The 24,868-nt window shown below is 58.6% G+C and carries 23 protein-coding genes and 1 tRNA gene; 9 read left to right on the forward strand and 15 right to left on the reverse strand.

Features of this window, described 5'->3' with window-relative positions; translation table 11 throughout:
- Positions 1 to 219 precede the first annotated feature (219 nt).
- Entirely contained in the window at positions 220 to 663 is a 444-nt protein-coding gene (locus ACMKFF_RS03635) for a GNAT family N-acetyltransferase (protein WP_419496068.1), read from the forward strand.
- A gap of 28 nt (positions 664 to 691) precedes the next feature.
- A complete protein-coding gene (locus ACMKFF_RS03640; RefSeq protein ID WP_419496069.1) occupies positions 692 to 859 on the forward strand; it encodes a hypothetical protein in 168 nt (55 codons plus the stop codon).
- Between the two features lie 298 nt (positions 860 to 1,157).
- Here ACMKFF_RS03640 and ACMKFF_RS03645 read toward each other — a convergent pair whose 3' ends face one another.
- The 5 genes from ACMKFF_RS03645 to ACMKFF_RS03665 all read right to left on the reverse strand — a co-directional run bounded on the left by ACMKFF_RS03645 (position 1,158) and on the right by ACMKFF_RS03665 (position 7,588).
- Positions 1,158 to 2,135, reverse strand: a complete 978-nt coding sequence (locus ACMKFF_RS03645; RefSeq protein ID WP_419496070.1) for an ABC transporter permease — start codon at positions 2,133 to 2,135, stop codon at positions 1,158 to 1,160.
- A complete protein-coding gene (locus ACMKFF_RS03650) occupies positions 2,122 to 3,633 on the reverse strand; it encodes a sugar ABC transporter ATP-binding protein (RefSeq protein ID WP_419496071.1) in 1,512 nt (503 codons plus the stop codon). Before ACMKFF_RS03650 ends, ACMKFF_RS03645 begins: the two co-directional genes overlap by 14 nt.
- A gap of 151 nt (positions 3,634 to 3,784) precedes the next feature.
- Positions 3,785 to 4,789, reverse strand: coding sequence for a sugar ABC transporter substrate-binding protein (locus tag ACMKFF_RS03655; RefSeq protein ID WP_419496072.1), 1,005 nt, complete (start codon positions 4,787 to 4,789; stop codon positions 3,785 to 3,787).
- 6 nt (positions 4,790 to 4,795) lie between these two features.
- Complete coding sequence (locus ACMKFF_RS03660; RefSeq protein ID WP_349134761.1) at positions 4,796 to 6,184, reverse strand: FAD-dependent oxidoreductase; 1,389 nt, start codon at positions 6,182 to 6,184, stop codon at positions 4,796 to 4,798.
- A 24-nt stretch (positions 6,185 to 6,208) separates the two neighbouring features.
- Positions 6,209 to 7,588 carry an FAD-dependent oxidoreductase gene (locus ACMKFF_RS03665; RefSeq protein WP_418488058.1) on the reverse strand — a complete coding sequence of 460 codons (1,380 nt, stop codon included), beginning with the start codon at positions 7,586 to 7,588 and terminating at the stop codon, positions 6,209 to 6,211.
- A 267-nt stretch (positions 7,589 to 7,855) separates the two neighbouring features.
- Between ACMKFF_RS03665 and ACMKFF_RS03670 the strand changes: the two genes are divergently transcribed.
- Both ACMKFF_RS03670 and ACMKFF_RS03675 read left to right on the forward strand, forming a co-directional pair.
- Entirely contained in the window at positions 7,856 to 8,866 is a 1,011-nt protein-coding gene (locus ACMKFF_RS03670; RefSeq protein WP_177473130.1) for a substrate-binding domain-containing protein, read from the forward strand.
- A 12-nt stretch (positions 8,867 to 8,878) separates the two neighbouring features.
- Entirely contained in the window at positions 8,879 to 10,546 is a 1,668-nt protein-coding gene (locus tag ACMKFF_RS03675) for a PfkB family carbohydrate kinase (protein ID WP_419496073.1), read from the forward strand.
- On the opposite strand, the gene ACMKFF_RS03680 is transcribed toward ACMKFF_RS03675, so the two are convergent.
- A complete protein-coding gene (locus ACMKFF_RS03680; RefSeq protein ID WP_419496074.1) occupies positions 10,543 to 11,007 on the reverse strand; it encodes a relaxase/mobilization nuclease domain-containing protein in 465 nt (154 codons plus the stop codon). The two genes, ACMKFF_RS03675 and ACMKFF_RS03680, sit on opposite strands and share 4 nt — an antisense overlap.
- 80 nt (positions 11,008 to 11,087) lie before the next feature.
- On the opposite strand from ACMKFF_RS03680, the gene ACMKFF_RS03685 reads away from it, so the two are divergent.
- Positions 11,088 to 11,507 carry a hypothetical protein gene (locus tag ACMKFF_RS03685; protein WP_419496075.1) on the forward strand — a complete coding sequence of 140 codons (420 nt, stop codon included), beginning with the start codon at positions 11,088 to 11,090 and terminating at the stop codon, positions 11,505 to 11,507.
- Positions 11,508 to 11,559: 52 nt separating this feature from the next.
- Here ACMKFF_RS03685 and ACMKFF_RS03690 read toward each other — a convergent pair whose 3' ends face one another.
- A complete protein-coding gene (locus tag ACMKFF_RS03690; protein ID WP_419496076.1) occupies positions 11,560 to 11,715 on the reverse strand; it encodes a TnpV protein in 156 nt (51 codons plus the stop codon).
- On the opposite strand from ACMKFF_RS03690, the gene ACMKFF_RS03695 reads away from it, so the two are divergent.
- Positions 11,666 to 11,950 (forward strand): 3'-5' exonuclease, encoded by a 285-nt coding sequence (locus ACMKFF_RS03695; RefSeq protein WP_419496077.1) that lies wholly within the window; start codon positions 11,666 to 11,668, stop codon positions 11,948 to 11,950. The two genes, ACMKFF_RS03690 and ACMKFF_RS03695, sit on opposite strands and share 50 nt — an antisense overlap.
- Positions 11,951 to 12,268: 318 nt before the next feature.
- Here the strand turns inward: ACMKFF_RS03695 and ACMKFF_RS03700 are convergent.
- Positions 12,269 to 12,344, reverse strand: a tRNA-Ala gene (locus ACMKFF_RS03700).
- Positions 12,345 to 12,491: 147 nt separating this feature from the next.
- Here ACMKFF_RS03700 and ACMKFF_RS03705 point away from each other — a divergent pair.
- Positions 12,492 to 13,940: an FAD-dependent oxidoreductase gene (locus tag ACMKFF_RS03705; RefSeq protein WP_419496078.1), complete on the forward strand. Its 1,449-nt coding sequence runs from the start codon at positions 12,492 to 12,494 to the stop codon at positions 13,938 to 13,940.
- Positions 13,941 to 14,490: 550 nt separating this feature from the next.
- On the opposite strand, the gene ACMKFF_RS03710 is transcribed toward ACMKFF_RS03705, so the two are convergent.
- The 7 genes from ACMKFF_RS03710 to ACMKFF_RS03740 form a co-directional block, all read right to left on the reverse strand.
- Positions 14,491 to 15,165, reverse strand: a complete 675-nt coding sequence (locus ACMKFF_RS03710; protein ID WP_419496079.1) for a hypothetical protein — start codon at positions 15,163 to 15,165, stop codon at positions 14,491 to 14,493.
- Between the two features lie 61 nt (positions 15,166 to 15,226).
- The gene (locus ACMKFF_RS03715; RefSeq protein ID WP_419496080.1) at positions 15,227 to 15,898 is read right to left on the reverse strand and encodes a hypothetical protein; all 672 of its coding nucleotides are present in this window, start codon (positions 15,896 to 15,898) and stop codon (positions 15,227 to 15,229) included.
- Between the two features lie 128 nt (positions 15,899 to 16,026).
- A complete protein-coding gene (locus ACMKFF_RS03720) occupies positions 16,027 to 16,266 on the reverse strand; it encodes an S-layer homology domain-containing protein (RefSeq protein WP_419496081.1) in 240 nt (79 codons plus the stop codon).
- A gap of 304 nt (positions 16,267 to 16,570) precedes the next feature.
- Entirely contained in the window at positions 16,571 to 17,641 is a 1,071-nt protein-coding gene (locus ACMKFF_RS03725; protein ID WP_419496082.1) for a DHHW family protein, read from the reverse strand.
- A gap of 8 nt (positions 17,642 to 17,649) precedes the next feature.
- Positions 17,650 to 19,026 carry an MBOAT family O-acyltransferase gene (locus tag ACMKFF_RS03730; RefSeq protein WP_419496083.1) on the reverse strand — a complete coding sequence of 459 codons (1,377 nt, stop codon included), beginning with the start codon at positions 19,024 to 19,026 and terminating at the stop codon, positions 17,650 to 17,652.
- A 1-nt stretch (position 19,027) separates the two neighbouring features.
- The gene (locus ACMKFF_RS03735) at positions 19,028 to 19,504 is read right to left on the reverse strand and encodes a hypothetical protein (protein ID WP_419496084.1); all 477 of its coding nucleotides are present in this window, start codon (positions 19,502 to 19,504) and stop codon (positions 19,028 to 19,030) included.
- Between the two features lie 309 nt (positions 19,505 to 19,813).
- The gene (locus ACMKFF_RS03740; RefSeq protein WP_419496085.1) at positions 19,814 to 20,605 is read right to left on the reverse strand and encodes an N-acetylmuramoyl-L-alanine amidase family protein; all 792 of its coding nucleotides are present in this window, start codon (positions 20,603 to 20,605) and stop codon (positions 19,814 to 19,816) included.
- Positions 20,606 to 20,855: 250 nt separating this feature from the next.
- Here ACMKFF_RS03740 and ACMKFF_RS03745 point away from each other — a divergent pair, with 250 nt between their 5' ends.
- Positions 20,856 to 21,563, forward strand: coding sequence for an ABC transporter ATP-binding protein (locus tag ACMKFF_RS03745; RefSeq protein WP_417325455.1), 708 nt, complete (start codon positions 20,856 to 20,858; stop codon positions 21,561 to 21,563).
- Entirely contained in the window at positions 21,557 to 24,781 is a 3,225-nt protein-coding gene (locus tag ACMKFF_RS03750) for an FtsX-like permease family protein (protein ID WP_419496086.1), read from the forward strand. Before ACMKFF_RS03745 ends, ACMKFF_RS03750 begins: the two co-directional genes overlap by 7 nt.
- Positions 24,782 to 24,868 lie beyond the last annotated feature (87 nt).

Genomic DNA, 24,868 nt, shown 5'->3' on the forward strand with positions numbered 1-24,868 from the left:
GGAGCAGCCCCATGTCTTTTTTGCGATTTTGGTGCGTGTGACCCCGGGCCGTTGTCCGATCGAAAAGGTCCCGGAGATTTTCATCCCCCTACCGGGTTGACATGGAGAACCCCGCGCTATAATCCCGGCTGTTTTTCTTGGTAGAAATGTTCATGCTTCGCTGGTATAATAGACGGTTAGAAATCATGATTTGCAGAGGTGAAAGTGATGATAAGAATAGTGGATGATATTGAGGAGAAGCAACGAATTGCACGCAGCATTCTTACGGCACTGCCAGAGTGGTTTGGGATTCCGGAATCAACAGAAAACTATATTCGTGAAAGTGCGAATGAAATAATGGTTGCCTCTTTTGAAGAAGAAAAAGCCAATGGTTTTTTGTGTCTGAAGGAAACGGGAAAAGATACCGTTGAGCTTGCTGTTATGGGCGTATTGAAGACGCATCATCGTAAAGGTATTGGCAGAGATATGTTTGACGAGGCAAAGCGGATTGCTGCAGAACATAGCTATTCTTTTATTCAGGTAAAGACGGTTCAAATGGGCAAGTATCCGGAATACGATGAAACAAACCGTTTTTACCTAAGCCTTGGATTTAAGGAATTTGAATTGATGCCAAATCTGTGGGACAAATGGAATCCGTGCCAGATTTATGTTATGTCGCTTTGACAAACTCCTGTCTGACGAGATGCCCACTATGAAGCAAATCACAAACAAGGAATACGAAGTGGAGAAAGCGAAGGGTCACGTCCTGCTGCCGGATACCATCCGGTTCATCTGCGAGGCCAACGGCTATGACGCAGAAAAGATTGGTCAGCACTTCCTTGAAATCCTCCCGAAGATCTGTCCGCCTGAACAGAGATAACGAAAAACGCCTCCGAGCCGATATAGTTCAGAGGCGTCATTAATTATAGAACATTTGTTTTGTTTCGCACCTAAATAATACGCCAAAACCCGGCTCTACGCAAGAGCCGGGCCTTTGCTTTTTTGGGGGCTGCCTTTTAGTGAGACTGCCCCTTTTCTTGCTTGCAGCTCCACTTATCCAAAGCCCGTTCGAAGCAGCTTCGCTGCCGCTTCTCGGCCTTGACCGAAGGAGCGGCAGCGGAGCTATTTATCGTCACAAAATCATTCTCGTGTCCGGATTTTTTGTGGGGCTTCCGAGGTCAGTTTGACCGGCGCAGCTTCTTGATGCGAAGGCCGTTGCCCTTCAGCGTCAGATCAAGAACGACAGCCACGACCAGCACGGCGCCCTCGACGATGAACTGATAGACCGTGCCGATTCCCAGCAGATTCATGCCGTTGGAAAGGTTCCCGAGGATCAGCGCGCCGATCAGCGTTCCGATCAGCGAGCCCTGACCACCAAGCAGACTGGTTCCGCCGAGGATGATCGCAACAATGATCTCAAACTCAATTCCGGAGGTGCTGAGATTCGGGTCACCGGAATTGATGCGTGAGGACATCAGAATGCCGACAAAGGAGGACATGAGCGCAGTTAAAATGTACAATACGCAGCGCACCAGATTGACCTTAATACCCGAAAGGCGCGCGGTCTCGCTATTGCCGCCAATCGCATAGGCATATTTCCCGAGCAGAGTTCGGTTCAGGAGAATGTAAAACACGGCAAAAACTGCCACGGCGATCACCACCATGAGCGGGAATGGCCCGATATAGCGGTTGACCCAACCAAAATTTGCAGGAAGCCCCTGCACAATCGCATAGCTGTTGCTGATCGCATACGCCAGGCCCTTTGTGATGTACCACGTGCCAAGCGTTGCGATCATGGGCGGAACATTGGCAAGCACGACCAGCAGACCGCTGAACGTGCCTGCAGCGACGCCAACAAGAAGCGACAGCAGCGCCGCCAGCGGGATGCTGATGCCTGCGACGCAGAGCTTCGCAAAAACCACGGAGGTCAGGGCGATCACGCCTGCCGGAGAAAGGTCCATGCCGCCGGATATCATCAGCATTGTCGCGGCACAGGCAATAATAATCAGGGTGCTCTCCTGGCGGACAATGTTAATCAGGTTGTTGACCGTAAGGTACTTGTTACTGATACACGAAAGGATCACCATAATCAGTACAAGGATCAGCAGCGTTACAAGGCGCTGCTTTGTTTGCGTATTTGTTTTAAGCTTTTTCATCGGCGTTAACTCCCATAGCATATAGCATAACATTCTCTTCTGTAAGCTCATCGCTTTCCAGTGTTTTTATGGCTTGACCGTCTCGCATGACCACGATTCGATTGCTGAGGTTGATGATCTCGATCAGGTCGGAGGAAACCACAATCACGCCCATGCCTTCCCGAGCAAGACGATCGATCAGCTGATAGATGTCCGCCTTTGCTCCGACGTCGATTCCCTGCGTCGGTTCATCCAGAAGCAGGATCCGAGGGGAGATAGACAGCCACTTTGAGACAACGACCTTTTGCTGATTGCCGCCGGAGAGATTCCCCACCGCCTGCATCGCAGACGGCGTTTTGATATGCAGCGTGTCGATATAGCGTCGGACGATCGCATCGTCGCCCACCTTTTTCAGAAAGCCGAATTTCGCGGTCAGCTGGGAATAAATCAGCGTGATGTTGTCCTTTACAGACAGACAGTTCACGATTCCCTGGCGCTTGCGTTCCTCCGGCAGCAGTCCGATGCCGTTCCGGATCGCATCGATCGGGGCGCCCATGGAAAGCTGCTTTCCCTCCAGAATAACCTGCCCGCTGCGCAGCTTGTCAGCCGCGAAAATTGCACGCAGAACCTCCGTTCGACCGGAGCCGACCAGACCCGCAAGTCCGACGACCTCGCCCTCGCGTAAGCTGAAGCTCACGCCCTTGATTTTTTCCGTGGTCAGATTCTCAACGCGCAGCAGCTCTTTTCCAACCGGACGCTGCTTGCTTGGGTAAACGTCGTGAAGCTCGCGTCCCACCATTTTGACGATCAGCTGCTGGGTATTGATTTCGGACAGAGCCCATGTTCCGACATAGCTGCCGTCCTTTAAAACGGTCACCCGGTCGCCGATGCGATAGATTTCTTCCATTCGGTGGGAAATGTATACCACCGTGATGCCCCGCTCGCGCAGGCTGCCAATAATCTGAAACAGCGTATGGACCTCTTGCTCATTCAGCATGGCTGTCGGCTCGTCAAGCACGATTACTCTGGCGTTTTTTGACAGGGCCTTTGCAATCATTACCATCTGCTTTTGCGCAATGGAAAGTGATTCCATTAGCACGGTCGGCTCGATTTCAAGCCCGACTTGGCTTAAAAACGGCCGAACGAATTCGATATTTTTCTTTTTCTGATTGAAACCAAATCTGCTGTTCTCCGCACCGAGAACGATGTTGTCCGCAATGGAAAGCTTATCCACGTTTGTCACGTCCTGATAAACAACGGAGATTCCGTACGCGGCGGCCTGAGCGGGCGTTTCGATCCGAACGGGCTTCCCGTCGATCCGAAGCTCGCCGCCGTCAATGCTGTAGGCACCGGCAAGGATCTTGATCAGGGTTGATTTGCCGGCCCCGTTTTCGCCGACGAGGCAATGCACCTCTCCGGCGCGAACGGAGAACGAAACGTCATTCAGGGCAATAACCGGGCCGAATTGCTTCCTAACGCGGCAAAATTCCAATAAAATAGGGTCATTCATCTTGAACATCGGAGTATTTCTCTCCGCCTCCTGAGTATTTGTATAAAAGCGTTCGCGACCGGAGCTGCTTATTCTCCGGCCCGATCCGCGCTTTCGTATAACAGAAGGCAGTCCGAAGCGGTCTGCGGTCGCTTCGGACTGCGTGATGGGGAACTGCTTTTTATTCGAAATTCTCTTTGACCCAGGAATCCGCCGTATCCGTTGTGACCGAAATGATCTCAAGCGACTGCGGATAATCCTCGTTGGCAGAAAGCTCGCCGCGAATGACCTGCATCAGGAGGTTCCACGCCATCTCGGCCATAATGCGCGGAGAGTTGCCCGCAACGGCCTTCAGGGCGGAGTTCGGATCCTTCAGCTCTGCACAGTCGGCCTCCGTCCCGTCGACGCTGGCGACAAGGGAATCGGCGGACGTGCCGCGATTGATCTCGCGCAGAGCATCCAGAGCGCCGAGCGCGCTGTCGGCGTTGATGCCGAACATGACGTTGATCTCCGGGTGCGCTTGCAGCAAATCCTCACACGCTGCAAGGGAAACCGAGCGCGAGCCGCCGCCGTCCACGGACTGGACGACTTCAAAGTCGGGATAGACGGTGCGGAAGCCCTCCACAAAGCCGTCGACGCGTTCCTTGCACTGCGGCGCGGAATACAGATCGACTGCACCGCCGACAGGCGTCGTATCCGGGTGATTTTCTTTCCAGTACTCTGCCGCCGCAGTGCCGGCGACGCGGCCGAACTCCGACTGATCTGCAACGACCTGCGGGCAGGTTGCGCCCTCCGGGCTGATGTTGTAGGTCACGACGGGAATGCCGGCGTCCTGCAGGGTCTTCACATGGATGCCCAGAGTTGATGTTTCCAAGCCGCAGGTAATGACGCCGTCCGGCTTCATGGCGACGATGTCGTCGATCACGTTTGCAAACGTTGTGACGTCGCCGTTCAGATCCATGATCGTCAGATCGACGTTTTCTTCCTTTGCAAGACGCTCAAGCGTGTGCTGAACATTCGACCAGAAGTTGATCTGCTGAGACTGGAGCGTGGCGACGATGCGCAGGCGCTGCTCACCGTCCTGGTTTGAGGCATCCGTACTCTTGCCGACGGCTGGTGCATTCGTACAGGCTGCTGCACTCAGCAGCAGGCAGACGCAAAGCAAAAGAGCGATCAGTTTTTTCATTTTTTCTCATCCTTTCAATTTTCCGTTTTCGTCGAGCTTGAATTCACGCTTGGGGTAAACATAGTATTTTTCGACCGAAGGAGCGGGCTCCGGATCGAGCAATACGCCGTTTTTCACGAGAGCCTGCTGCAGCATCCCGATGTCCACATCGCGGGCATTCACACCCTCGCGGATGCTGATCGCGCAGGCCGTGCCTGCGGCTTCGCCGGTCGCCATGGAAATGGCGGAGCAGCAGACGGAGCTGAACGCGTCCCGCTCGGTGGAAACGCATTTTCCGCCGACCAGAAGATTCTCAACAGGCGATTTCGGAACGACCACGCCGAACGGCACGCCGTAATATTCGCCGGGGGTCAGATAGTACAGGAAATTCTGCCCGCCCATCTCCGGGCTGTGCAGGTCGATGCCGTAGGCGGTGATGGCAATGCGGTCGTCCGGCATCTCGCGCTTGAGGATCATCTCCTGCGTCATTTTCTTTTCGCCCACCAGCGCCGGCTGAGCAAGCGAGCCGAGCGTCGGCGCGGTGTCAATGATATAAGCGTCCTCAAAGCCGATCCAGTGCTCCTTCAGGTATTGCAGAACCTCCTGGCACTGACGGCGGCACTCAATAGTGCCCTTTGTATAATCCTCCGCGCTGTTCTCGCTGCCGATATAGCGGGTCATCTCCACGCGGAAGTCTCCTTCCCGGATCAGAGGGAAGAAGTTCACCGCACCATAGGGGATCTCCTTCACATTCGGCTTGTAGGACGGGACGACGTTCTTGACGTTTCCCACCCGGAACATCAGCGTCATGGAGCCCTTGCGCCCGACGCCGCAGCATTCGGCGCCGGCCATTTGCGCGACGGCGGCAGCGCCGGTGCAGTCGACGACGCGCTTGGCCAAGATGACCTGACGCCCGGAGCGATTCTCGATCACGCCGCCGACCACCTTGTTGCCCTCCTTGAGGATCTCGGTGAATTGCGTGTAGAAATACACCTTTACGCCGTGCTCCGCCATCAGCTCATCGGCGGAGAGCTTGAATGCCTCGGGATCCCACGGCGTGATCTGCAGATCGTTTTCGCAGCGCGAGGTATCGAACGGATAATACTTGTTCGAGCGGATCAGGTCGTAGCCGCGAATCGCGCCGCCCTTTTCGACCATACGCGTGACCAGCTTGTCGAAAACGCCCTTGATCAGGATCTTGTCGCCGGAGATCGCCACGCCCGCCTCGCAGTTTGTAACATATCCGTTTGTCAGCAGTCCGCCCAGCGCACCGAAGTACTCGACTAGCGCGACCGATGCGCCGCACTGCGCAGCGCCGATGGCCGCACCGATGCCGGCCGCGCCGCCGCCTACGACCAACACATCGACCTCGTCGACAACGGGACAGGCTTTTGCAGGAATGTTAACTGTTTTCATCGTGTCTTGTCCTCCTTATAATTCTTAATAGGTAAATATGTATTCATCGTATTTCTGCGCCTCGGGAAGTATTTCCGGCTCCAAGAGCGCTCCCTGCCTGCGCAGAGCCTCGCGGAGCTTTTTCACATCGACACTGCGCACCGGCACATCGTCACAGATGCTGAGCGCGCTGGCCGTTCCGGCCGCCTCGCCGGTCGCCATGCTGAGCGCCGTCGCCATGATCGCCGCCTCTGCGCCGGATTCGCAGGAAACCGATTTCCCGGCGGTCAGAATGTTCTCGACCTCGCTTGCGGGAACAAGCGCGCCATAGCCAATGCCATAGTATTGACCCGGCTCGAGGTAGTGCAGGTAATTCTGGCCGCCCTTTTCGGCGCTGTGAACGTCGATCCCGTAGCCGCAGAGGGCGATTGTGTCCTCGGGGACGACGCCGTTCAGCATGTCATTCACGCACACCGGCCGGCGGCCGACCAGCTTATATAGAGACATCGGCAGCGCCTCATTGCCCGAGTCGATCAGGTAGATATTCTCACAGCCGTACCAGTTCTTTCGCAGATATTCAATGATCTCCGGGATCTGGCGGCGACATTCGATCGAAGCGCGGGTCATATCCTCCACGCTGCTTCCGTCGCCGAGCGCCCGCGTCATCTCGATCCGATATTCATGGTCGCGCATCGTCGGGAAGAGGTTGATCGCGCCGTAGGGCACATCCGTTACGTTAGGCCGGTAGGTCGGCGTGACCTCACTGATCCCGCCGGCTCTGAAAAAGACGAGGATCGGCCCCTGACGGTGCGGCGCGTTGGCGCACGTTGACACGCATTCGGCGCCGGCTGCGCGCAAAAGGAACGACATCCCCGTTGCGTCGATCACACGCTTTGCCAGGATCGCGCCGCGTCCCTCCCTGTTTTCCACATAAACGCCGGTAACCCGGTTTCCACTCATAATCGGCGCGACCGCGCGCGTATACAGGATGGGTTGAATGTTGGGATGGGAGGTCAAAATCTCGTCTGCGGCGAGCTTGAAGCACTCCGGGTCAAAAATCGTGAGCTGAAGATCCTTTTCGCAGCGGGAACGGTCGAACGGATAATACTTATTAGAATGGATCAGCTCGTGCGCAGGGATCGCACCGCCGCGGCGAACCATTTCGTCTTGGATGCGCTGCCACACGCCCTTGATCAGGAGCTGGTCACCGCTGCAAACAACGCCGCCCTCTGCAAAGGTGATCAACGATTTTGGAACCGCGCCTCCGAAGCAGCCGCCTTCGTCAACGATCGCCACACGCAAATTTTCGTGATAAGCCGCGCCGACCGCAGCCCCGATCCCGGCAGGACCGCCACCAACGACCAGAACGTCTACGGTTGAGATGATTCGACAGCCGACCTCTGCGGCTTCTGACGATCCACCCATGTACATACCTCCTATTTACTATAATAATATGCTGTTTAACACTGGTTAATCGATTGCGCAAACGATTAACTTTTCGCTACGGCAAGGATAGCACAGTTTTTCCACTCTGTCAATTCCAAAAATTATGCTTATTTTTTGTATAATATGCCGAATTTTTTTATTATTTTCATTCGGCTTGACAACGAATTATCTCATCGATATAATAAACGTAATCGTTTACGCATATGAAACCAATACAGCAACGGATGAGTGAGGATAAAACCGCCTATGAGAACAGAAAAGAAACTGCCGAATATTTCAGACGTTGCGCGCGCGGCGGGCGTGTCGACCGCAACGGTATCGCACACACTGAACGGCACCCGTACCGTATCCGAGCATTCAAGAGAGCTTGTGATGAAGGCAATCCGAGAGCTGGGGTATACACCAAATGCATTTGCCCGCAGTTTCCGCACAGGAAAGAAGAATATCATTGGTTTTGTGGTCCCGGATATTTCCAACCAGTTCTTCGCCCGTTTGATCGAGACTGTTGAGAGTAGCATTTCTGCAGAGGGCTTCCATTTGATCATCGCGAACACACAAGAGAATAAGGAGCGTGAGCTGCAGCATTTGCGGTATCTTACCTCCGGAGTTGTGGACGGGATCCTGCTGGCATCGACCATGGAGTCCTACAGCGAGTTTTCTGCGGTGCTTCCGGCGTCCTTCCCCACTGTTTTGGCCGACCGGAAGGTAGACGCTGCGCCGTTTTCCTCCGTGACGGTGTCCGCGTATCAATCCGTCTACCGGAGCGTTGCCTCGCTGATCGAACAGGGGCAGCGGCGGATCGGCTTCATTACAGGCCTGAGCCGCCTGAGCACCTCGCGGGAGCGCCTTGCGGCGTACCGTCAGGCTATGTCCGATTTCGCCATTCCGATTGAGGATGGCTTTATCCAGCACGGAGATTCGATGGAGCGCAGCGCATGGAACAGCACCAGGGAGCTGCTCAAGCAAAGGTGTACTGCGATCGTTGCCTCCAATGGCCTGATGGGCACCGATGTTTATCACTGTCTTCGCGAATGCGGTATGCAGATCGGCCGGGATGTTGAGCTGGTTTGCTTTTCGGATTTTGACTCTCCTCTCCTCGAATCCTCGCCGGTACGTCTGGTGGCTCAGCCGGTCGACGAGCTGGGCAAAATGGCGGGCGAGGAGATCCTGCGCCGCATCAAGGACCGCGCCGCTGAGCAAAAGCAGATCCTTCTCAGCAGCATCTATCTGGGCGTTCTTTCGCGCCACAGCCAATAAGAGGAGCTTATTATGCGCTTGCACTGCATCGAATTGCCCGTCCCCTCGCCGGATGAAGCGGGACGCTGGCTGGAATCCGTTCTGCATTTTCTACCCGTCGACGATGGCAGACTCTATGTTTGCGGAAATTTTCGTCTGCGCCTCGTCACCGCCGAGGGGGACGCGCCGTCCCGCGCGCCGGACAAGATCGTCGGGCTTGAGCACATCGCCCTTGAGGCCCCGGATGCCGGCGCTCTGCTGCGCGCGCTGCTTTCAAAAGGCCTCGCGCCGGAGCACGATGGAGGCGATCCCTTTTTTAATCCCAAGGTTTTCGGCACGGGCACAAGGTATTTCAATTTGATCGCCCCCTTTGGAACAAAATTTGAATTCTGCCAGCGCCTTGACAAGGACTACCCGCCTGACTCTGCGGAAATACTCGGCCTGGAGCACATCGGCCTTTCCGCGCGCGATTTTGCCGCATCATTCCGGGAGCTGAGTGCATACGGCTTCCGACCTCAGTTTGCGCCGGTCGAAAACGATACGGCGCGCGGCCGTGTGCAGTGCGTTGTGCTCGACGGCCCCGCACCCATTGAGCTGTACAGCTTTGAAGGAGCGCAGGCGTTTCCGGAGGCGGATCCGACCCGCGCCCCGAGACTCGTGTTCCGCGCCAACGCGGAGGCCTCCCTCAAAGAACGCAACGGCGCGTGCATCCGCTGCGAAGCAGCGCCGAAATACGACATTGTTGCGCTTGGAGAAGCCTTGATCGACTTTGTTCCCGGCGGACAGCAGGAGAGCGGGAAGGTGTCCTATCTGGGCGCTCCCGGCGGCGCTCCGAGCAATGTTTTGGCCGCCGCCTCCCATTTGAATATGCAGACCGCATTTATCGGCAAAGTCGGCAATGACGTCTTCGGGCGGCTGATCCGCAGCACAATGGAGCGCAACGGCATATGCACCGACGGCCTTTTGCGCAGCGAGACGGAGCCGACCACCTTGGCGTTTGTCTCTCTGGACGAGCGCGGGGATCGATCCTTCAGCTTTTACCGCCAGCATAGCGCCGACTGTATGCTCCGATCCGCCGAGCTGCCGCTGACGCTTCTGGAGCAAGCGGGTATCTTCCATTTCGGCTCGGTCTCCATGACTGCCGAGCCGGCTCGATCCGCAACGCTTGACGCCGTGAAATATGCCAAAGCAAAGGGCGCGGCGATCGCGTTTGACCCCAACCTCCGTTTGCCGCTTTGGCCCGATACCGACTCCGCCTATCATGCAATCTGCGAGGGACTGCGCTATGCCGACCTTGTCAAGCTTTCCGAGGAGGAGCTTGAATTTCTGACAAAGGCCGCCGATCACACGGCCGGAATGCGGGAGCTTCTGGAACGTTACGATATTCGGATGCTTGTCGTTACGCTTGGCGCCGACGGCTGCCTCTGCCTATGTAGAAACGGCGTTTTTCTGCGGCAGCACACGATTCAGGTCACCGCGCTGGACACCACCGGCTCCGGAGACGCCTTCTGGGGAACCTTCCTTTCCGAGCTGCTGCTCTGCGACTGCTGCGACAGAATTCCCGCGCCGCAGGTTTTGCAGCACATTCTCGGCGTTTCCTGCGTGGCCGGTTCGCTGACCGCAACCGCTTTTGGCGCGGTTCCCGCCATGCCGACAGCCTCCGCGCTCCACGCCGGTATGCTTCGGCTGCTCGAGCGCTAGCCCGCTCCTGCAGCGCAGGACCGAACGGCTGTACACTTGAAGGACACAGGATTCACAACAAAGTGGCAATGCACATTGTCGGTGTTCAGGTGAACGGTAACCAGCACCTGATATCGGTCGCCCCACATTCGCCGTGCGGTTTCCTTGCCGATGGCGAACGCCCGCTCCGGTGTAACCTCACCCTCACGAAAACTCTGAATGCCGTGGTAACCGACCACCTTGCCACGCAGACCAAACCGTCGCTGTACGGCGATCATTTCGGCGCAGGCGTTCTGCGCCGAGCAGTTGATGCCGCCGACAAATATTTTGCGGTCGGTCTTGTTATCGTTCTCTGCGTAGCGCAGGGCGGCGTACAAATCCTCGTCGAGATATTCCAGTGCGGTGGTTTTGTCGGGATTGTCGGCGTAGTCCAGCGTGGCTTTCAGGTTTTTGAACACAGGCCAAAAGCCTGTCACCGCCATAGCGCATCATCCCTTTTCCGGCAGCAGAAATTCTGCTGTGATCTGTTTCAGCACCATGCAGATTTCTTTGTCCAGCTCCGGTGAACTGGCTTTATCCGCAAGCTCGCCAAGCTTTTCAAGACAAGCAAAAAGAGCGTCGGGCGGAACCGCTCTTGGCTCATGCGCCGGAAATCGACGAAGCCGATGTTCCGGAAGCGGACGAGGAGCCGGAGCCGCCCAAAGCCCCCGTTCCAACTCGGACACCACCGGCTAAGCCGGATTTTGTCACTGCTGCTTTCGGCGTGAAATCTCCGATCGTTCCCGCAAAGCCCCAGCAGCCCGAAAAACCGAAGGTCGATGTTTCCGGCGTTGCCGTTGGGAGCGCTGTGGCTCACGCTAAGTTCGGCATCGGCAAGGTGATCGAGCTGAACAGGGGATATGTGACCGTCCGCTTTGAACAGGGTGAGAAGCGCTTTATTTTCCCCGATGCGTTTGAATCCGGATTCTTGAAAGCGCAATAGGCAAAAAGAGGCCCTTCGTATCATTTTCTTGACTTGATACGAAGGGCCTTTCTTATGTATAGATTACTTGATGATAGACAGTTTCGGATGCATGGTCTCGGCAGGAATACATCCGCCCGACCCACTCCATTTGGTCGTTGGCTTTCAGCGCTTCCGTAATGCCCTCTGCATCTGCCATTTGCTTTACCAGCCGAATCCACAAAAGCAAGGGGCTGGAATACTCTGCTGTATATTTTGTTGGATTGGAAGACTCTGCTTTCTGGAACTTTAGGAACCAGCCGGATGAAGATCGCTGCACATTCTTTGTGGCATTATCCCGTGCAAAGGAATCGGTTACTTTCACATTCTGTAAACGAAGAACAGGTATGAGACATCCAATGCAGCAGCACAACGCAATTAATGAGTTTTTAATTTATTGCAAAAACCGGGAATTGCAGAAGTAAAAACCGTATCTTAGAATTCAGCTTCTTTAGTTTGATTACTTCATATCTTCTTTTTTATTTCCTTGGTTAAATTGAGTTTGAAAATGAGGGAATACCGCAGTACACCTTTTTTGAGCTTCATGTACAGGAAAGTCATCACAGCACACCCCTCCTTAGCATTGAAGGTATACAAATGTAAAGTTTTAGAACGCTTCAGAAATATAGAAAAAGCGCCGTCTCGGGATCACTCCCAAGACGGCGCTTTTCTGTTGTAGATCAGAGCGAACACTTCACGGCGAAACCGCCGCTGAAGAAATAGGTGTTCGTCCGAACCTTGTTTGGTGGACCTGAAGAGACTCGAACTCTCGACCTCTCGGATGCGAACCGAACGCTCTCCCAGCTGAGCTACAGGCCCATATTGAATTCAGCGGGGATATTATAGCACATTTCCCGGAAAAATCAATCCTTTTGAAAAAATTTTTCCGGTTTTGGGGCTGTGTGGCTCATGGATCGTGCGGGGCCGCGCATACTACATAGCGAAAACGAACGGGAGGCGCAGGGTATGGAGTCGATCTGGGAGAAAACGTGCAAGGGGCCGGCGCGGCCGCCGCTTTACGGCAAAGCGCAGGCGGACGTGGCCGTGATCGGCGGCGGGATGACGGGCATTCTGACCGCGCTGGAGCTGCAGGAGCGCGGCCTGCAGGTCGTCGTCGCAGAGGCCGGGCATGTCGGGGGCGGCCAGACGGGCCGCACGACGGCGAAGCTCACCGCACAGCATGGAGCCATTTACGCCGGGCTGATCGAGCGGCTCGGCCGGGAAAAGGCGGCGATGTACGCGCGGGCCAACCGGAGCGCCGTGGAGCGCTGCTGCGCGCGCATCGAGCTGGAGCACATCGACTGCGATCTGGAGCGCGCGGACTCGTGGCTCTACTCCTACGACCGGGAGGATGCCCTGCTGCGCGAGGCAGAGGCGGAGCGGGCGCTCGGGCTGGACGCGTCGTTCGAGCCGGACACCCCTCTGCCACTGCGCGTATGCGGCGGCGTGCGGCTGCGCGGGCAGGCGCAGTTCCATCCGCTGAAGTTCCTGCAGGCGCTGGCCGACCGGCTGACGATCTACGAGCGCACGCCGGTCGAGCACGTCGAGGGCGGCACGCTGTTCACCCCGCGCGGAACGATTGAGGCCGGGCGCGTGGTATTTGCGTCGCACTACCCGTTCGTGAACGTGCCGGGGCTTTACTTTGCGCGGATGCATCAGGAGCGCTCCTACGCCATCGCGCTGCAGAACGCCGTTCTGCCGGCAGGCATGTATTACGGGCTGGAACCGAACGCATGGTCGCTGCGCAGCTACCGTGGGACGGTCATCCTCAGCGGCGGCGCGCACCGCACCGGCCGGAACGGCGGCGGGCACTATGCCGCCCTGCGCGAGGCGGCGCAGGCGCTGTTCCCCGGCAGCCGCGAGGCGGCGCACTGGTCGGCGCAGGACTGCATGACGGCCTCCGGCGTGCCGTATATCGGGCGGTTCTCCGCAAGGGACCCGCAGTGGTATGTGGCGACGGGCTTCCGCAAATGGGGCATGTCGAATGCCATGGCCGCGGCGGAGCTGCTGACGGCCCTGATCTGCGACGGCAGCCATCCGGATGCCGCGGTCTTTGACCCCGGCGATCTGCTGCAGCAGCGGCCGGGCCGCATTGCGGAGGAGGGCCTGCAGGCCGCGCGCGGGCTGGGCCGGCGCGTGCTCCACGGGCCGGTCCCGCAGGCGGACGAGCTGGCCGTCGGCGAGGGCGGCCCGGCGGAGCTGGACGGAAAGCAGATGGGCGTGTACCGCGCAACGGAAGAGCTGTATTACGCCGTGGAGCTGCGCTGCCCGCATCTCGGCTGCCGGTTGGAGTGGAACCCGGACGACAAGAGCTGGGACTGCCCGTGCCACGGCTCGCGCTTTGACGTGCAGGGCCGCTGCCTGACGGAGCCCGCGCAGACGGACCTGCCCGCCTGCTGCAGGAGAAGAAGCTGAAGGCAAGCGGAAAATGGATCGTGGAAAGTTGCGCAAGGCTGCCAGCCACGCTTTGTAAGGGAGGGGACAGCCCGGCCCGACGGCGCGCTGCCGATTCGTACCGGCCTCCGTTAAAACGGTAACAGCCGATTGCGTCTGTAGCGGCGTGCCCTTTACGGGTACGCCCTGTACAGGAATATTCAACCGCGTAAGGGCACTGGTGCACCGCCGCACCCACCTGATGTGTCATTCCGAGGAGCGAAGCGACGTGGCAATCTCGCAGAACACGGCAGGACAACTGGGAAGCCATCGGCGAAATCGCAACTGCCTTCCCGAGATTGCCACGTCGGCCTGCGGCCTCCTCGCAATGACAAATTTGGGGGCTGATGCCATTTTAACGCCAGCCTGTACCAGCCGGAAGTTTTGCGCCGGGCCCGGCTGTCCGCTCCCCTACTATGGCGGGTGCGGTCGACGGAGTGCGCGGAAATCTGCAGCTGCCAATGGCGCGCAGGGAACTCCGCTGCAGACACCGGCCCGGCGGGGACGCCGCCGGGCCGGGAACTGTTTTTGATTATTGGACGATGATCTTTCCGTCGGCGAAGTCCGTGATCACGCAGCCGCCTGCCGGGAACTGGTAGGTATCCTTCAGGTCTCTTAAATGCAGCGTAACTTCACCGGGACTTTTGGAGACGATCCGGAGCGTATTGTCCTGCCAGTATACCTGCAGGTCGCTCTCCTGCTCGCCGGTCAGTGTGTAATAGAATTCGTCTGTGCTTGGAAAGGATACTTGCCCAAACCATCCCCTTGCACTGTATGAAGCTACCTCACCCTTCAGACGGAAGCCGGTCGCTGTCAGCTCCAGCCACTGATCATCTGCCTCATTCATCAGTTCGATTAGGAGATAAATTTTATCGCTATCTACCCGCATCCATGCATTTTTGGATGTGACTTCAAAACGCAGCTTTTCCGTATCTGGAATCAGGTACTTTGGCATTGTAGCTGTAACACCCATTGGCCAGGTACTTTCACGCAGGATTTCCATCGTAGAATCCGCTGTTACCTCACCGTCAGCTCCTGTATGCAGGTATTTGCCTTCCGCGTTGTATAGCCAATTACTAATGTAGTAGGGAGAAACCCAGATGTTTGTCATCGGTTCCGATTTCTGCTTTGTGCAGCCGAACAGGAGGGAGGAAATGGCTATTGCAACAAAAAGTACGGTTGCTTTATAAGGCGTAAAATATTTCACGAGTGCAGCCTCCTCTGCAATTGATTATTGGACTTGGACAGTGATCTTTCTAGCTTTCAATTTAGTCCACCACCGAGTTCGGGTACTTGATCACAAAACCTCCTGGTGGCATTTCTCGTGGTTCACCCATCATGTCCTCAATAGCAAGTTTCGATGTTTGGACCGTCGAAACATGCAGGCCATCTTCGCCCCAGGTGAGATGCACGCAGGTCTCGTCCTCGCCTCTAAGAGAGTTGAGTCTAAGCTGTATTTCTGAAGAAACTTGGTACGATACATCATAAGACATACCTTGTCCAACTATCTTGACCTCGTCTGCCGTTACAAGGATTTCCACCGTCTCCGAAGTGAATTCCACATTCAGGCGGAAAAACAGCTGTTCGCACTGCACGTTGACCCAGCCGCTCCCTCCGGTCAGGACAAAGCGCAGTTGTTTGGTATCCGGAAGTCGCTGGCTGCTCATGCCGTTGATATCCGGTCCCTCTGCCTCCAGAACCTCCATCGTTGCGCCGTCAGTGCAGAGCCGATCGCCCTGCGCGTTATAAACGGCGTTCTCCGGATGGGCTTGATAGCATTCCGGCGTGATCCAAATTTTGGTCATAACGGGCAAATCCGCTGGCACTGTCGTCTCCGTCGGTTCTGCTGACGAAGCAGCCGTTGGGGCGCAGGCCGATAAAAATACCAAAGAAAGAATAAGCAATATCGCCAATAAAACTAACATCAACCTTATTCGCATTGTCGCGCCCTCCTTTTTATCAGCCAGACAGCGTGTTGCCTTGTTCAACAAGATTGGGTGTGCCAGAGACTAGGGCGGTTATACAGAGGATTGTCCTGCTTTTTTTCTCAACACCTACATAAATAGAGCTAATGCCATACTGCACCGACCAGCATCGCACGACTGAGAAAGGAATTCGGTTCAAACTTCGCGGAGGATGTTCCGTTCATCAGGCCATTATCTGTTACATAGTTGATCGCGTCAAAGTAATCCGGAAAAGCAGAGCGAGTCACATCGGAATAGGCCGAGGCCAGCGGTACGGTGAGAGAAACCAACAGCGCAGCGAGCAAAAGGATGCTGCACAGACAAGTCAAATGATGTTTTTTCACGTCTCTTCTTCCTTTCTTATATTCTACTTTCTGTGGCGACAGAATCGTTCGTTCCGGGGACTCCCTTCCTTCCTAGGTAAGTCCAGCATATCACCCCTTAACTTTTTTGTCAATATTTTTACAGAAAATATCCCGTAATTTTCAATAATATGCAGTGCGGTAAATGGAAAAAGTCCCGGCGGAGGTGCCGCCGGGACGATGTGCGAAGGAATTTCGAATTCGCTGTGGGTAGCCTGTGATCCGGCCGGGCGCTGCGAGCTTGCCACGGTCCCTTTGGGGCCCCGCAATGGCAAATCCGGGGCCTTCATTCCCGCAGGGTGCCGCCGTTGTTCCACACGGCTGTCGAGCAGAGATAGAGCACGTCCGTCGCATCGGACAGGTCTGCATAGTCCGCCAGCCGGGCGGCAGAGATATAGCGCAGGTCCACGAGCGTGATGCGCTCGAATGAGCCGAGCAGCAGCGGCGCGAGCGACGAGCCGAACGAGTCGCGGAACAGCACGAGGTGCCGCCCGTTGTGCACGTTGGGCGACGTGACGGTCAGGACCGCCTGCGCGCCGGAGAGGAAGACGTCGTAGCCGTCCGTCCCGTCCAGCAGCTCCGGCCGGTAGACCGGCTGCGCGCCGTCCAGCTCCGGGCCGGTGACCTCGGCGGCCTTCGTGTCGGCGCTTTCGAGGTACGTCAGCGTATCCGGGGCCATCGGCAGGGCCGCCTGCCCGTAATACGCGCCGTAAAACGGAGAGAGCGTTTTTTCCGTGAAGGTCCCCGGCGCGTCCGCGCCCAGCGCTTCGCAGATGGCTGCTGCGACGGGGAGCAGCCGCTCCTGCCGCCAGTGGGGGTCCGTTTTGTAATAGTCGTCTGCGGGCAGCAGGTCCCAGATGTCGATCTCCGTCATACCGGGCAGGGCCTCGCGCACGATGCCGCGCAGCGTCTCCGTGTCCAGCCGCGGGCGGCCGGTCTCTGCCTTTGCATTTTTATCCGGCACGATGACATAGTGTGCCGGAAGCGACGGGAAATATTTCTCCTGCACGGCGGAAAAGACCGCTGCGGCATGGCGCACCTGCTTTTCCTGCAGCGGGCCGTCCATGCGGAAGGCCCCGCCGCCCTGCAGATAGATGCCGTGGATATCCGCCTGCCCGAGGCCGTAGAGCCGCACGAGGCTGTTGACCGTGCGCAGCTGCTCACGCAGCGGGAACTGGTCAAGCATATATTCCTCAAGCTTGTCCGAAAAGCCGGAAGACAGGGGAGGAAGCTGCGCCAGCCGCCGCCGCTCACTGCGGGATACTTCCCGGTCCGGCAGGGCGAGATGCAGCAGGGAAAAGCCGAACAGCACCGCGAGGAACACGGCCGCCGTGGCGATGGATGCTTTGCGTTTCATGGCTCACCTCAGAAGCGGAAATAGAGGAAGGGGTTGAACGAGCCGTCCACGAGCGCGGCCGTTGCGGCAAGGAGCAGCAGGCCCGTCAGCACCGGCCCGAGCACGGCCGAGACGGGGTGCGGCTCCAGCCTCTGCCACAGGCGCTTCGGCAGACGGGTTGCACCGACGGCCCCAAGGACGAGCACGCCCGCGAAGCTGCGCAGGGCATAAAGCGCGTCCGCGTCCCACAGCGGCGCACCGCCGAACATGGCCCGGAGCGTCTGCCCACAGGCCTGCAGGCTCTCGGCGCGGAACAGAACGAAGCCGAGCGTCACGAGCAGGAGCAGCAGCGCATGCTGCACGGCAGCGGGCGCACGGGCCAGCCGTTTTCCGAGCCAGAGCCGTTCTGTCAGTAGGAGCAGACCGAAATAGCCGCCCCACAGCACAAAATTCCACGCCGCGCCGTGCCACAGGCCCGTCAGCAGCCAGACGACGGCAACATTGCGGATCCATTTGGCGCGGGTCGTGCGGCTGCCGCCCAGCGGGATATAGACATAGTCCCGGAACCACTGCCCGAGCGTCTGATGCCAGCGCCGCCAGAAGTCCGTCACGGAGCGGGCAAGATACGGATAGTCGAAATTCTCCGGGAACGTGAAGCCGAACATCCGCCCGAGGCCGATGGCCATGTCGCTGTAGCCCGAAAAGTCAAAATAAATCTGCAGCAGATAACCCACGGCTCCGAGCCACGCACCGAGCACCGTTGCGTTCCCGGCGGAGGACACCAGCTCGCCCAGCACATTGGCAAGCAGGACCTTTTTGCCCAGACCGACGGTAAAGCGCCGCGCGCCCGTACCGATGTCCTCGAGGCAGAAGCGCCGCGTGTGCAGCTCGGCCTCGATATCGGAATAGCGGACGATCGGCCCGGCGATGAGCTGCGGGAACAGGCAGACGAACGTGGCGAACGTCGCGAGGTTCCGCTGCGGCCGGACGCGCCCGCGGTAGACGTCGATGGTGTAGCTCATGGTCTGGAACGTATAAAAGCTGATGCCAAGCGGCAGGCGCACACCTGTCAGCGGCAGGGAAAGGCCGAACAGACCGTTCACCGTCGTCAGGAAGAAGTCGGCGTATTTGAAAAAGCCGAGCAGCCCGAGATTCAGAAGGACGGAGACCGCCAGCGCCAGCTTTGCTGTCCGCGTGCCGCGCCGCCGCTCGATGCACAGGCTGAGCGCCCAGTCCGAAACGGACGAGAGCAGCAGCAGGAATACATACACAGGCTCGCCGAACGCATAGAACAGCAGGCTTGCGATCAGCAGAACGGCATTCCGCCCACGCTGCGGCGCGAGAGCGTAGACCGCGAGCGTGAGCGGAAGAAAGGCATAGAGGAATACCGCGCCGGAGAATACCATCTCAGCTCCAGAGCGCGTTGAAGTTGGCGGTGAGGGCGTCGGTCACGTCGCTCCAGGACATGACGAGCAGCACGGTGCAGTTGTGCACGAGCACGGCCGTCTTTTCGGCCTCGACGCATACCCACTTGGCCGGGTTCAGGTTGGCTTCCACGTCAGCGGCGAGCTGCTTGGCCGTCTCGGCATCCTGCGCGCGCATGAGCACGACGGAGTGCGGCACGGCGTTGATGAGCGCGTCGGCATCAATGGCCTCGACGCCGTCGGGCATTGCGGTGAAGGCGAAGTATTCGAAGTTGTCCTTCGTCAGCGTCGTGGTCTCAGTGTCCGGCAGGTCGGCGACGTCCTTCGTGATGGAGGTGAGGATGTCCTGCAGCGTCATTGTGTCGCCCGGCTTCGTGTTCGACTCGGCGGGGGAGCCTGCGCAGGCGGCAAGGCCGAAAACAAGCAGGACGGCAAGGAGCAGTGCGGTCAGTTTTTTCATGTTCATGATTTCCTTTCGAAAATGGAATACGGCTATTAGACGGCGCAATTCTCTGCGGGTTCCATAAAAATTTCCCGGTGGGAAATCAGCTTGTCAAAAAAGTCCCTTTGGGCTTTTTCGCCAAGCTGCTTCCGAAATTGCAAAATAGAATTTTGTATTATTATTTTGCAATTCTGCCGCTGCGGCGGGTTATGGAACGTGAAAGGACACCCTGACGGTTTCCTTTCACACTTTTCTTCCCTCCGAAACTTTCGGCTTGGCAGGTTTTTTGACAGTCTGAGAGAATATCCTCCCCACCGGGACCAAATTTTATGCGTGCCCGGAATATGCGCGCTCGGCCATCAGGGCGACCTCCTCGCGCGTGGCGTAGCCGCCGGGGCGCGTGCCGTCCGTGATGCCGTGCGCCATGGCGCGGGCCAGCTCCTCCTGCGCCCAGCTGCTCGCCTTGCTGCCCGTTCCCTCCAGAACGGTGCGAATGCGCGCATCGATGCGGGCATCAAGCTCCTGCAGTGTCAAATCCTCCGCCTCCTTTTCCGCCGGCCTGCGCAGCAGCGCGGCCGTCTCCCGCCGAAAATCGTCCATGGTCTTCCCAAACCGCGGGAACCAGTGCGCCACGTCGCCGTGGGCACTGGCAATGCCGCGGCGATTGCCCTCCGCGTGGTCGAGCACGACGCCGTCTGCCAGCGGGTCCAGCCCGAACCGGCGGCAGAGATAGGCCGTCAGCTCGACGGCTTCGCGGTACACCGCCGTAAAATAGGCCCGGTCGTCCAGTCCGTCCTCGCAAATTTCAAAGGCCAGGTGCGTCCGGTTGCCGGACCGGCCGCAGTGCCAGGCCTGCACCTCCCACGGCAGCGTCTGATAGACCGCGATGCCGCCGCCGGCCTTTTTGCCCAGAAATGCGTGGACGCACACCGGAAGTCCCGGCCGGTTCCAGTCATTGTCATAGCGGTTTTTGCCCAATTCGCCGTCGTCCGGCTGCACATAGCGGCGCAGATACGGATTGTTCGCGCCCGTGGAGTGTACCATGACGCCGCGCGGGACGAGCGGTGTGCCGCGGCGGCAGCAGTCGTTCCGCGTGAGGATGCATTCATGCAGCTCCATGCTTTCGCCTCCCTTCGCGCCAGCTTATGCCGAAGCCCGGCGCGCGGTTCCTGAATTTTCTGTGAATTTTACGCCCGCCGTGTGCGCTGCGCTTGCAATCCGTCCCCGCGATTCGCTATACTATATAAATAAGGCAACACCGCACAATTGCAGTTTCGGCCTTCGCCGGATATTTTTCGCCGAATGCTCTCCCTGAATTATGCGGTGCTGCCATAAACAGAATCGTGGTGAACCCGAAGGAGGTCCCGGAATGGGAGAAGCATTCATCCGTTTTGAAAATGTGGAAAAAATTTACGGCTCCGGTGAGGGCGCGGTCCGTGCCCTGCACGACGCGAGCTTTACGATCGGAAAAGGCGAGATCTGCGTCATCGTCGGCCCGTCCGGCGCGGGCAAGACGACGCTTCTGAACATCCTCGGCGGCATGGACACCCTGACGAGCGGCCGCGTCTTTCTGAACGACCGCGAGGTCTCGGCCTTTGACCGCCGCCAGCTTGCGGACTACCGGCGCCGCGACATCGGCTTCGTGTTCCAGTTTTACAACCTTATCCCGAATCTGACGGCGCTGGAGAACGTGGAGCTTGCCTCGCAGATCGTCCGCGACTCTCTGCCCGCGCCGCAGGTGCTCACGGACGTCGGCCTCGGCGAACGCATGAGGAATTTTCCGGCCCAGCTCTCCGGCGGCGAGCAGCAGCGCGTGGCCATCGCCCGCGCGCTGGCAAAAAAGCCGAGCCTGCTGCTGTGCGACGAGCCGACCGGCGCGCTGGACTATGCCACGGGAAAGCAGATCCTCGCCCTGCTGCAGGATCAGAGCCGGAAGAACGGTATGACCGTCGTCATCATCACGCATAACTCCGCGCTTACTGCCATGGCCGACCGCGTCATCGGCATCCGCAACGGCACCGTGGCCTATGCCCACCTGAATGAGCACGTCACGCCGGTGGAGGAGATCGAATGGTAACGGGCAGCGCCTGGCGGAAGAACAACCGCCGCGAGCTGCGCCATTCGCTCGGGCGGTTTCTGGCCATCGTCGCCATCGTTGCCCTCGGCGTCGGTTTCTTTGCGGGCCTGAAGGTCGCGCAGCCCGCCATGCTCCGCACCGGATCGCAGTATGTGCAGAAAACGGAGCTGTTTGACTACCGTCTTGTCAGCACGCTCGGCCTGACGCAGGAGGACGCCGATTATTTTGCCGGGCTGGACGGCGTGCGGGCTGCCGAGGGCGCACGGAGCGTCGACCTCACGGCCGAGTTTGAAGACGAGGGCATGACGCTCAAGGCGCTGACGCTCTCCGATGCGGTCAACCGCCCCAGCCTGACGGCCGGGCGCATGCCGGAGCGTGCGGACGAGTGCCTTGCCGATGCCGACCGCTTCACGGAGGCCGACCTCGGCAAAACGCTCACGGTGCAGGCCGCGTCCGTGGACGATGCGTTCACGCAGACGGCCTTCACCATCGTCGGCCTTGCGGAAACACCGCTGTATCTCGGCGCGGAGCGCGGTACGACGAGCCTCGGCGGCGGCACACTGAACGGCTTCGTGCTGCTGCAGCCTGAGGCGTTCGCCATGGACTATTTTACGGAAATTTACCTGCTGCTGGACGGCACGCAGGGTACGGACCTCTATTCCGATGCCTACGATGCCGCCGTCGACGCCGTGCGTCCTGCGCTGACCTCCGCGCTGAAGGAACGCGCGCAGAAGCGCTATGACGACATCATCGACGAGACGCGCGACGCGCTTTCCAAGGCGCAGAAGGAATATAACGACGGCCTTGCGGAATATCAGGAGCGGCGCGCGCAGACCGAGCAGGAGCTTGCTGACGCCCGCACGCAGCTCGACGACGGCGCGCAGCAGCTGGAATACAACCGTGCCCGCCTCACGCAGGCCGAGTCTCAGCTGGCCGGCGGCGAAAAGGAGCTGGAGGCCGGGCAGAAGGAGTATGACGAAGGCCTTGCCGCCTTCACGCAGGCAAAGCAGGACGCGCTCGACCAGCTCGATGCCGCACAGGCCCAGATCGACGCCGCGCAGAAGCAGCTCGATGACAGCGGCATCCTCGTGCAGTATGAGGCCCTGCAGATCACGCGCCGCCAGCTCACCGAGCGTCTTGCCTCACAGGAGCCGGGCAGCGCCGAGGCCCTGCTGACGCAGGGACTGATCGAAGCGACGGATCTGCTGCTGCGCCAGTTTGAGCAGAGCGAGGCCTATCAGGGCTATCTGCAGCTGCAGCAGGCGCAGGCGGAGCTGGATGCAAAGCGCAGCGAGGCCATGCAGACACTGAATGAAAAACAAGCGGAGCTCGATGCGGCCAAGCAGAAGCTCGAGGACGGCAAAAAGCAGCTCGAGAGCAGCCGCAGCGAGATCGCAGCGGGCTGGGCCGCCGTGAACGCCGCGCAGGCTGAGCTGGAGCAGGGCGAGGCCGACTATGCTGCCGGAAAGGCCGAGGCGGAAAAGCAGTTCGCCGATGCCGAGGCGAAGCTTGCCGACGGCAGGCAGCAGCTCGAGGACGCACAGGTCGAGGTCGACAAGCTTGAGCACCCGAAGAGCTATGTACTTGACCGCAGCACGAACACGGGCTATGTCTCGTTTGAGAACGACAGCTCCATCGTCGCGGGCGTCGCGAAGGTGTTTCCGCTGTTCTTCTTCGCCGTGGCGGCTCTCGTGTGCATCACGACCATGACGCGCATGATCGATGAGCAGCGCACGCAGATCGGTACGCTCAAGGCCCTCGGCTACAGCGACGGCACCATCGCATGGAAATATATGTCCTATTCCGGCGGCGCGGCGTTGCTGGGCTGCGCGCTCGGCTTTGCCCTCGGCACATGGATCTTCCCACTGTTCATCTGGATGGGCTATTCCATGCTATATGACTTTGCGCCCATCGTCTATGTGTTCGACGGCTGGCTGCTCATCATCTCCGTTCTGGCGGCGCTGGCCTGCTCGGCGGGCGTGACGTGGCTTTCCTGCCATGCGGAGCTGCGCGAGAACCCCGCGAATCTCATGCGCCCGAAGGCCCCGAAGGCCGGCAAGCGCATCCTGCTCGAGTATATTCCGTTCGTATGGAACCGCCTGTCCTTCCTGCACAAGGTCTCCATCCGCAATATCGTGCGCTATAAAAAGCGCCTGTTTATGATGCTGCTGGGCGTCGGCGGCTGCACGGCCCTCATCGTTGCTGGTCTCGGCCTGCGCGATTCCATCTCCACCGTCGTGGACGATCAGTTCCAGGGCGTCACGCACTATCAGATCGCCGTCACGTTCGTCTCGCCCATGGACGAGGCGCAGCAGCAGGCCTTCCGCGAAAAATATGCGGACGAGATGACGCAGTGCATCTTTGTGCACGCCGCGGCCTATGAGGCGCGCACGTCCGGCGGCATCAACAAGGTCAACGTCATTGCGACGGACGACCCCGCCATCACGCAGGCCATCGACCTGCATGAGAACGGCAGGACCGTCGCCTGGCCGCAGCAGGGCGTGCTGCTCGACGCTGCGCTGGCGCGGGATACCGGGGTCTCTGTGGGCGAGACGCTCCCGGTCTCCGTGGACGACACGACGAGCGTCAATCTCCCCGTCGCCGGAACGTTCGAGAATTATGTCTACCACTATGCCTACATGACGGCGGAGACCTACAGGGACCTGTTCGGCGCAGACTGCGAATATAGCACGGCCTACATCCTCACGGACGGCGATGCCTACGCGCTCGGCGCGGCGCTGTCATCCAACTCCCGCGTCGCGTCCGTCACGGTCTCCGAGGCCCTGCAGGACATTGTGGACAACACCATGAAGAGCCTGGACTACATCGTCGGCCTCGTCGTGGTCTGCGCCTGCGCGCTGGCGCTCGTCGTGCTCTTTAACCTCTGCAACATCAGCATCACGGAGCGCGTGCGCGAGATCGCCACGGTGAAGGTCCTGGGCTTCTACCACCGCGAGACGCTGAACTATGTCTTCCGCGAAATTCTGCTTCTGACATTCTGCGGTGCGCTCGTCGGCCTGCCGGCGGGCTGGGCGCTGCACCGGTTCATCATGCAGAATATCCGCATCAGCCTCGTCTCGTTCCACATCCACGTCACGCCGCTGAGCTATGCGCTGGCCTTCGCCGCCACGCTGCTGCTGGCCGTGGCCGTGTGCCTGTGCCTCATCCGCAAGATCGACCGCATCTCTATGGCCGAATCCCTCAAATCCATCGAATGAGAAAAACCGCGCTGCCGGAAACGAACCGGCAGCGCGGTACAGACTGTCAAAAACCTGCTTAGCCGAAAGTTTCGGAGGGAAGGAAAG

This window comes from Faecousia sp. (assembly GCF_048519415.1).
Classification (GTDB): Bacteria; Bacillota; Clostridia; order Oscillospirales; family Oscillospiraceae; genus JAZOXB01.